This is a genomic window from Corynebacterium sp. HMSC072A02 (assembly GCF_001810085.1).
Taxonomy (GTDB): domain Bacteria; phylum Actinomycetota; class Actinomycetes; order Mycobacteriales; family Mycobacteriaceae; genus Corynebacterium; species Corynebacterium hesseae.
Genome location: NZ_KV799835.1, coordinates 1 through 7,310 on the forward strand (window position 1 = coordinate 1; position 7,310 = coordinate 7,310).

The 7,310-nt window shown below is 60.6% G+C and carries 10 protein-coding genes, 1 tRNA gene and 1 pseudogene; 10 read left to right on the forward strand and 2 right to left on the reverse strand.

Annotated elements, in window-relative coordinates:
- The first annotated feature begins 352 nt into the window (after positions 1–352).
- The 5 genes from HMPREF2698_RS04545 to HMPREF2698_RS04565 all read left to right on the forward strand — a co-directional run bounded on the left by HMPREF2698_RS04545 (position 353) and on the right by HMPREF2698_RS04565 (position 3,741).
- Positions 353–817: a hypothetical protein gene (locus HMPREF2698_RS04545; protein ID WP_070533864.1), complete on the forward strand. Its 465-nt coding sequence runs from the start codon at positions 353–355 to the stop codon at positions 815–817.
- 104 nt (positions 818–921) lie between these two features.
- Entirely contained in the window at positions 922–1,401 is a 480-nt protein-coding gene (locus HMPREF2698_RS04550) for a hypothetical protein (RefSeq protein WP_070562490.1), read from the forward strand.
- 116 nt (positions 1,402–1,517) lie between these two features.
- Complete coding sequence (locus HMPREF2698_RS04555; protein WP_070533861.1) at positions 1,518–2,423, forward strand: DUF418 domain-containing protein; 906 nt, start codon at positions 1,518–1,520, stop codon at positions 2,421–2,423.
- Positions 2,423–3,541 (forward strand): trypsin-like serine protease, encoded by a 1,119-nt coding sequence (locus tag HMPREF2698_RS04560; protein WP_070562486.1) that lies wholly within the window; start codon positions 2,423–2,425, stop codon positions 3,539–3,541. Before HMPREF2698_RS04555 ends, HMPREF2698_RS04560 begins: the two co-directional genes overlap by 1 nt.
- Positions 3,542–3,552: 11 nt before the next feature.
- Positions 3,553–3,741 carry a hypothetical protein gene (locus HMPREF2698_RS04565; protein ID WP_070533857.1) on the forward strand — a complete coding sequence of 63 codons (189 nt, stop codon included), beginning with the start codon at positions 3,553–3,555 and terminating at the stop codon, positions 3,739–3,741.
- 234 nt (positions 3,742–3,975) lie between these two features.
- Here HMPREF2698_RS04565 and HMPREF2698_RS04570 read toward each other — a convergent pair whose 3' ends face one another.
- On the reverse strand, positions 3,976–5,004 hold the full coding sequence (locus HMPREF2698_RS04570; RefSeq protein ID WP_070562488.1) for a prephenate dehydrogenase: 1,029 nt from the start codon (positions 5,002–5,004) through the stop codon (positions 3,976–3,978).
- A 39-nt stretch (positions 5,005–5,043) separates the two neighbouring features.
- On the opposite strand from HMPREF2698_RS04570, the gene HMPREF2698_RS04575 reads away from it, so the two are divergent.
- From HMPREF2698_RS04575 to HMPREF2698_RS04590, 4 genes are all read left to right on the forward strand, one after another.
- The gene (locus HMPREF2698_RS04575) at positions 5,044–5,547 is read left to right on the forward strand and encodes a tRNA adenosine deaminase-associated protein (RefSeq protein WP_070524567.1); all 504 of its coding nucleotides are present in this window, start codon (positions 5,044–5,046) and stop codon (positions 5,545–5,547) included.
- A gap of 34 nt (positions 5,548–5,581) precedes the next feature.
- On the forward strand, positions 5,582–6,025 hold the full coding sequence (locus HMPREF2698_RS04580; RefSeq protein ID WP_070562493.1) for a nucleoside deaminase: 444 nt from the start codon (positions 5,582–5,584) through the stop codon (positions 6,023–6,025).
- 93 nt (positions 6,026–6,118) lie between these two features.
- Positions 6,119–6,316 (forward strand): CsbD family protein, encoded by a 198-nt coding sequence (locus tag HMPREF2698_RS04585; protein WP_046648854.1) that lies wholly within the window; start codon positions 6,119–6,121, stop codon positions 6,314–6,316.
- A 91-nt stretch (positions 6,317–6,407) separates the two neighbouring features.
- Positions 6,408–6,498, forward strand: a tRNA-Ser gene (locus tag HMPREF2698_RS04590).
- A gap of 48 nt (positions 6,499–6,546) precedes the next feature.
- Here the strand turns inward: HMPREF2698_RS04590 and HMPREF2698_RS13430 are convergent.
- Complete coding sequence (locus HMPREF2698_RS13430; protein ID WP_167595823.1) at positions 6,547–6,714, reverse strand: hypothetical protein; 168 nt, start codon at positions 6,712–6,714, stop codon at positions 6,547–6,549.
- A gap of 109 nt (positions 6,715–6,823) precedes the next feature.
- Between HMPREF2698_RS13430 and HMPREF2698_RS13210 the strand changes: the two are divergent.
- Positions 6,824–7,310 (forward strand): annotated as a pseudogene (locus tag HMPREF2698_RS13210) (hypothetical protein); the annotation flags it as partial.

Sequence of the window (7,310 nt, forward strand, 5' to 3'; positions counted from 1 at the left end):
TGGTCACCCGTCTGGGTGGCCACGTCGTGTGAGTTCTTCTTTCGTCTAGGGCGCGTATGCCGCTTTCCCATTGCGTCCGAAGTCTTGAGGCCTGGCTAGGTCCAGTGGATGTGGATATACAGGGGGCTTCGGTGCGGACGTCGCCATAGGAATTGGCCTAATCGCACCAGCTGCGGCTTACCTACCACAGACCTAGTGTTATCCGTTGTTGATTTCACAGATCGGGCCGTTGGAACCGATTCAAAATCAAGATCAAGGAATTATCCCAGGCTGCCCCGAGAATCCGTATCGGTTTATCCACACGAAATGTCCCTTAAGCCTGGGTTGGGCAAACCCGGTAGTGTTCTGAAATATGATCAAAGCGATTCTCACCGCCATTCTGCTATTCATCTCCTCGCTGTTTTCTAACGCAGGCTCCTCGGAGCTGGCGGGGAGCTCGGAGGCGTGGGGGCTAAACGTCGCCCAGCACGGCATCATTACGAACACCCCTGCAGATTTGGTCGAGGCAAACGATGAGCAGATGGAACATATCACTGCTTTTAGGTGGGAATCTGCAGCGAGCCCAGAGGATTTCTCCTTGAATTTCCAGAACCAGACGGTGTGGTTGCCCTGTAACGGCGGCGACTTTACCTTGGTTGATGGCGGCGTGGAGCTCAGCATGCTGACGGATAAGGCCTGCCCTAGAGGAAAAGTTGACCTTCCCTTCATTATGTTCCTGTCCGATCCGGCGAAGGTAATGGTGGCCTCAGATGCATCCGCAACCCCTGAGCGCATTTACCTCGTGCGCGATGAGAAAGCCATCGCCCTTAGCCACTGAGACGCATATCGCGCAGAGCTGAGTGAAACGCAGAGCTGACAACAGGCAGAAATGAGAAGGCCGACCAGAGCCACTGGTCGGTTGGGAAGGATACAATGATGCCCATGATTCAAGCGATTCTCTCCGCTATCCTGCTTTTCATTTCCTCCCTCTTCTCTTTTGCAGGCTCCTCGGAGCTGCCGGGAAGCTCAGGCATAGCGGAAGCTGGATCCTCACAGCGCAACATTATTACCAGCACGCCCGCAGGCCTGGTCACCGCCAATGCACAGCAGATGGAGTTTGTGGTGAATTCCGAGTGGAAGTCTGCACAGCAGCCGGATTCTTTTTACGTGAACTTTAGGGATCAGTACTTGGAGTTCTCCTGCGATAACGCCGGCTTCCACTTTGAGAGCAACGAGGCTAGTGAGATTGATATCACGTGGGATTTGATGTCAGACAACATCTGCTTTGGCCCGCAATCGGACGGGGCCCTCATTGACTTTCTTCAAAGACCAGTAACGGTGAAGGTGGACCCCGATGCCTCCGCAACCCCTGAGCGCATTTACCTCGTGCAAGATGAGAAAGCCATCGCTCTTAGCCGCTGAGACGCATATCACGCAGCGCTGAGTGAAATGCAGAGCTGAAAACACACACAAATAAGAAGACCGGCCAGAGCCACTGGTCGGTCTTTAAACGTTTTCAATTGCAAGGAGATGAATAGGTGTCAGCGCGCGCCCGAATAGTGGGCCTCGATATTGCTCGTTCCTTGGCCATCATCGGGATGATTATTCTGCACATGGCCAACCTGGTGTGGAGCGCCAAAGTGGTGCTCTCCGGGCTGCCGGCGGCGGGCTTTGCCATCATTGCAGGTACCACGATGATGATTCTTGCCCGCGACTACTCGCTGCGGGTCTTCCTCAAGCTGGTCGCCCGCGGCCTGATAGTCATGCTCATCGGCGTGGCCTTGCTGCCTGTGGGCGGTGAGATTCAGGTGGTGCTCGTCGTGATGGGCGCGGCCATGGCTCTCACCGCTTGGGTGCCGCCGCTGGCCACCGTCTGGAAGGTCCTGCTCTTCGCGCTGGCCACCGCGGGCGCCACGGTGCTCTACGCGCCGTACACACTCCCACAGGTCTACCCCCTCGTGGCATTCCTGGCGTACATGGTGGCGGGCATGCTGCTTTACGACGTCTACCTCACCCGCCCCACCCGCACCCAGATCGTCACGACCGCGGTGGCCGTCGTCGTTACTGGCATCGGCCTGTGGCAGCGCTTTAACCCGGATATCGCCGGCTGGCTGCGCTTTACCGGGCATACGGGCGTGCTTGGTGAAATCCTTCTCTCCGTGGCGGTCACCGCGGTGGTGCTGCACCTGTGCCTGATCATTGGCCGTCACCTGCCGCGCTTGACCTTCCCCTTCGCGGCATTGGGCTCGATGTCGTTGACCATCTATATCCTGCACATTCTCACCGCACGCTACTGGCAGGCACACGTCTCCCTACACAACACCATGGCGGCACTGGGCTTTGTGCTCGCGTTCCTACTGTTGAGCGCGCTGTGGAAGAAGTTCTGTGGAAAGGGCCCGGCCGAGAGGGCCGTGGCTTGGGCAATCAAGGAGGTGGCCGCGTAATGGTGGCACGAAAGATAACTGCTGTTGTGGCCAGCTCTCTGGTCGTGGGGCTAGGCGCTGCGCCGGCCATGGCCTTGGAGTTTGCGCAGCCCGCTCCGCAATCGGAGGAAAGCGCTGCCGTGGCTGCGCTGCGCATGGGCAAGATCGGCAACTTTGGCGATTGCACGGGCACGCTGGTGGCTGAGCAGTGGGTGCTGACCGCCCGCCACTGCTTGGAGTCCGTCAACAACGAGGGCTCGCAGGCCCGCTTTGGCCGGGGCAAGGACACTCGCGTCTATGACGTGGACTCCTGGGCTGTTTCGCCGACTATCGACGCCGGCCTCATGCACCTGACCGAGCCCGTCGAGGGCATTAAGCCAGCTAAGCTCGCGGATGCGGTCCCCACCGCCGGCGAGAAAGGTCACTTTTACGGCTGGAGTAGTAGCTCCCGCATGGCCCGCAAAGGCCAGCTGCCGATGGCCGAGATGGAAGTCGGCGAATTGCTATCCGGCGGCACCCCGCCGGCAAGCCCAGACGAATCCGGCCAGAAGATGACGCCGGTGGCGCCGGGGGATACCGAGGCTATGGCTCCTGGTGACATGGCAGTGCCTGCTCCCGGTGGAATGGTCGCTCCCGCCCCTGGTTCGTCCAACGCGCCCCAGGTGATGGAGGGCGGCGACATGCCAGAGATCGCTGTTGGACCCGACGGCGCGGAAAGCATTCCGGCCGGTGAGCTTGGGGGAGTGGGCCCGATGATTGCGGCTGCCATCATGGACGTGAAGTCCCTCAATGGTGAGGGCATGCAGGGCGGCGACTCGGGCGGACCATTCTTTGTTAACGGTCGCCTCGTCGGTGTGGCCACGGCTGGTACGTCGAACGCGGATCCGGATCTGCCTTCGCCGAGCGCTGCCATCACGTCGGTGGTCGAGGTCCGCGATTGGATCGAGGACGTCACCAGCGGCCGCGATACCGACGGCGTCCTCACCGCCCACAATTCCCCGAAACCGCCGGCAACGATGCAGGTCAGCGCGCCCGTCGCGTGGCCAGCAGGCATTGCTGCGGTAGTGGGCCTCATCGCGATAGCCATCTTCTCGCGGGTGATTAGTCGCAAGTCTGGTGCTGGGAAGCGGACCAACTAGGCTGTTTCTCCATGAAGGAGAAACTCGTTCCGTGTCTGATTGCCGGCGCCATCCTTGGTGTGGTGCTGTGGCTGGCCTCCGGCATGCTGTGGTTGTTGCCGGTGGGCCTCGTGGTGGGCCTAGCGGGTTACCCGCTGCTCGGCATCACGCGCGATGAGTCCCAAGCCCGCAAGCGCCGTGACGACACCTTCCGCGACTAAGCGCCCCACGTAGCCCCACGCCGCTTCACAGCCCGTCACCAAATAGCGCCCCACAAAAGGCTTCACTCAGAAGTCCCTAGTCAAAAGGTTCCTCTGGGGGCAAGTAAACCATCTTTAACCAGGTAGAAGGTTCGTTTGGGGGCAAAGAAACCTTTTGACTGGAACCAGGTGAGGGGAACCCGTTGAGAACCGCCTGCTAGAGCAGAAGGTCAGGGCTGGAAGCTCGCCAACGGGTTAGAAAATTTCGATGCGTCCGCCCAAAGACTCCGTTTGGCGCAGCTGTGCCACCCAGTTCGGCGCACCCGGGTGCATGCGCAAGACCGGGCGGGAGGAGATCTTCACCGGGGAGACCGATTCCTTGCGAGCACCGGAGCGGGCTTCGATGCGGGTGCGGGCGCGGAAGCCAGCGTCGGCAAGCGCGGCGATGGAAGGCTGATCCGAGGCCAGCGATTCGCGCGCATCCTGCAGCAACTCAAGGGCTTCGTCGAGGGCCTGGACCAGCGCAGTCGAGTTGGTCTCGCACATCTGGCGCACCAGGTCCGGGCGAGTACCCGCCACGCGGGTGCCGTCCTTGAAGGAGCCAGCCGCCAAGGATTGGGCCAGGATGCCGCCATTATCGCCGACCACCGCGAGGGTCTCCGCCAACACGTGCGGCAGGTGCGAGATGCGGGCGACCGCGGCATCGTGGTTAGCCACGCGCACCGGAACTGCCTCCGCGTGAACCATCTGGGTCATGCGGACCACGTCCGCAAAAATGTTCTCCCACTCGGCGGGGATGCGCTCGCCGCGCGCCTCGCACTCGGCGGCATAGTCATAGGTGATAACCCAGGCAGCGCGGTTGAACAGCCCGGTGTGGGAGTTCTCCCAGCCGGACTTGGAGGTCCCGGCCATGGGGTGGCCGCCCACATAGCGCGACTCCATGTTGCGCTGCACAATGAGCTGGCGCACCTCGGTCTTGACCGAGACCACGTCCGTCAAGCCGCAGCTCGGGGCGTGTTCCTGAATGGAGTCGAGGACCGAGGCAACCGCATCCATGGGCACCGCGACGACGATAAGAGCGTTGTCTTCCTCTGCCCGGTGCAGGATGGCCGGCAGATCATCGGTGACGTCGTAGCCCTGTTTAATGGCCGTTCGGGCACCAGAGGTGGAGTGGTTGTAGCCGTACACGGAATGGCGTGCAGCAGCTAGGTCACGCAGGAGGGAACCTCCAATGAGACCGAGGCCGATAATGCAGACGGGGCGTTGAACATCTTGAGAACTCACGGTGACAATTGTGGCACAACCCGACTAATCTGACGAGGTATGAGCCACGACGATCTGTCCTTTGCCATCACCGTTGCCAGTGCCGAAGGCGGCTGGGTGATTCGCCCTTTCAAGGATGACTTCACCGACGTCAACACCTCCATCAAAGCGGTGCGCAACCTGCGTTCCGAGGGGGCGGCATTCGCGCTGCTGTGCGTGGAAGATGATTATTTCGTCGTCGTGCGCCCGGTTCCGGGGGATGTGCGCATGCTGCTTTCCGACGCCACCTACGCCTCCGAAGACGACTTCGCCGCGGATTTCCTGGACTTGCGCGATATCGATATCCCGGATTTGGACGAGGACGAGTGGGAGGACGCCGACCCCTACGGTGACGGCGATTTCGATATCTTCGCTGACCTCGGCCTCGATGAGAACCAGTTGGGCTACATCATCGATAACGATGAGGACTGGCCTTCTGACATGCTCCTGCGCATCGCCGGCGAGCTGGGCTTTGGCGATGAGCTAGAGGATTTCATCGACGGCCTTGACTCGGATGATTCTTAAACCAGCGGAGGGGCTGGTGCGCGCGGAGGCCCGCATGCGCCGCGCCTTAGAGGTCGCGCGCACGACGCCGGCGGGGGATATCCCTGTGGGTGCCGTGCTTTACGACGCCTCCGGAAAAGAACTCGCCACCGGCGTTAACCGCCGCGAGCAGCTAAATGACCCCACCGCACACGCAGAGGTGGAAGCCATCCGCCAAGCGGTGCGTGTGCATGGCGATGGTTGGCGTCTGGAGGGCTGCGAGCTGGTTGTCACCCTGGAGCCCTGCGCGATGTGCGCGGGCGCGATCCAGGCTTCCCGGGTGTCCTCGGTGGTCTTTGGTGCTTATGAACCGAAGACGGGGGCGTGTGGATCGCTTGTCGACGTCCTCCGTGCCCCCGGCGCCCTCCACGTTCCCGAGGTACGCGGCGGTGTGCTGGAGGAGGAGTGCGCGGAGCTGCTCACGGGCTTCTTCGGGGGTCTTCGTAGAAGCGGCGCTTAGCCCCTGAACTGGTTAGTGGCCCCGCAGCCGCCTGGCAATTTGGGTGTAGGCTGGGTGGTCCACGTGAGAGAAGTAGAGAGTAAGGAGAAAACCATGGGTGATTTCGAGAACAAGAAGGACGAGTTCGTTGGCAAGGCTAAGGAAGCCGCTGGCGGCCTGACCGATAACGAGAAGCTGGAGAACGAGGGCAAGGCCGACCAGGTCACCTCCGAGGCTAAGCAGAAGGCTTCCGACGCCGTTGAGGGCGTCAAGGATAAGGCCAACGAGGTTATCGGTAACCTCAAGGACTAATTCCTAGCCTCATCTAGCTGAATCGCTGTCCGCGCCGCGTGGTGTGGGCAGCGATTTTGTCGCTCGGGATGACTCCCGTAATCTGGAACGCGGTGGCGTGTCCGAGCGGCCGAAGGTGATCGCCTCGAAAGCGATTGTTGGGTAACCCCCAACCGCGGGTTCAAATCCCGCCGCCACCGCCAGATCTGGCACTCCAGTTTTTAGCTCTGGGGTGCCGGTCTTTTTGTGTTTTAGAAGCCGGCCCGCCCTCTATCAACATCTCTTTGGAAATCTAGCGCGGCTTGGCGTGCCTCGGGGTCGTGGTCTTCCGTGCGTTTGTGAATCCGCCGGCTCATCATGCCTGCTGGGATAGAAATGAGAAGGATGGCCGCGATGGCAACGATGACGAAAGTAGACATGGGGGTCTCCTAGAGCACTTCAGCGGATAAAACTCTGGTGGGGCAGGGGGTGTCCTGACTCTCTATGCGGGAATACTATGATGTGTAACACTATAAGACGTTGAGGTTGATGAATAGTCTTTCTTTCAGATCTACGTTCTCGCTCGTCTTCGCAGCCGCTGTCGTTTCCGGGTTAGGTGACGGCCTCATCCCGATTGCTTTTGCGCTTCAGGCACACCGAGTAGATCCGTCGGGGCGCGGCTTGACGGTGGTGCTTATCGCGCTGTGGGCGGGCCGCTTCGTCAGTTCTTTAGTGGTCCGAAAGCTGCCGCCACCTCACCGGCCAGTGGCCTGGATGCAGGGTAGTGATGTCGTTCGGATGTTGGCGCAGTGGGGACTCGTGGCGTGGGTGGTTGCTCGCGGCGATTCTATTGCTGCGTTCGCGCTCTCAAGCTGTGTGTACGGTTGTGCCTCGTCATTCTTTGGGCCAGCAAGGTTTAGCCTCTTGTCGCAGCTGTTTTCCGATGAGCAGCGCACCCGCGTCAACGGAACCCTGTCGATGCTTGGTGATGTGCTGTTTATCGGCTCTTCCGGTTTTGGGGTGCGTAGCGGGGTGA

Bases quoted from the DNA above. Each gene is read 5' to 3' on its own strand.
- HMPREF2698_RS04545 (WP_070533864.1), top strand. From the start codon at position 353: ATGATCAAAGCGATTCTCACCGCCATTCTGCTATTCATCTCCTCGCTG.
- HMPREF2698_RS04550 (WP_070562490.1), top strand. From the start codon at position 922: ATGATTCAAGCGATTCTCTCCGCTATCCTGCTTTTCATTTCCTCCCTC.
- HMPREF2698_RS04560 (WP_070562486.1), top strand. From the start codon at position 2,423: ATGGTGGCACGAAAGATAACTGCTGTTGTGGCCAGCTCTCTGGTCGTG.
- HMPREF2698_RS04565 (WP_070533857.1), top strand. From the start codon at position 3,553: ATGAAGGAGAAACTCGTTCCGTGTCTGATTGCCGGCGCCATCCTTGGT.
- HMPREF2698_RS04575 (WP_070524567.1), top strand. From the start codon at position 5,044: ATGAGCCACGACGATCTGTCCTTTGCCATCACCGTTGCCAGTGCCGAA.
- HMPREF2698_RS04580 (WP_070562493.1), top strand. From the start codon at position 5,582: ATGCGCCGCGCCTTAGAGGTCGCGCGCACGACGCCGGCGGGGGATATC.
- HMPREF2698_RS04585 (WP_046648854.1), top strand. From the start codon at position 6,119: ATGGGTGATTTCGAGAACAAGAAGGACGAGTTCGTTGGCAAGGCTAAG.
- HMPREF2698_RS13430 (WP_167595823.1), bottom strand. From the start codon at position 6,714: ATGTCTACTTTCGTCATCGTTGCCATCGCGGCCATCCTTCTCATTTCT.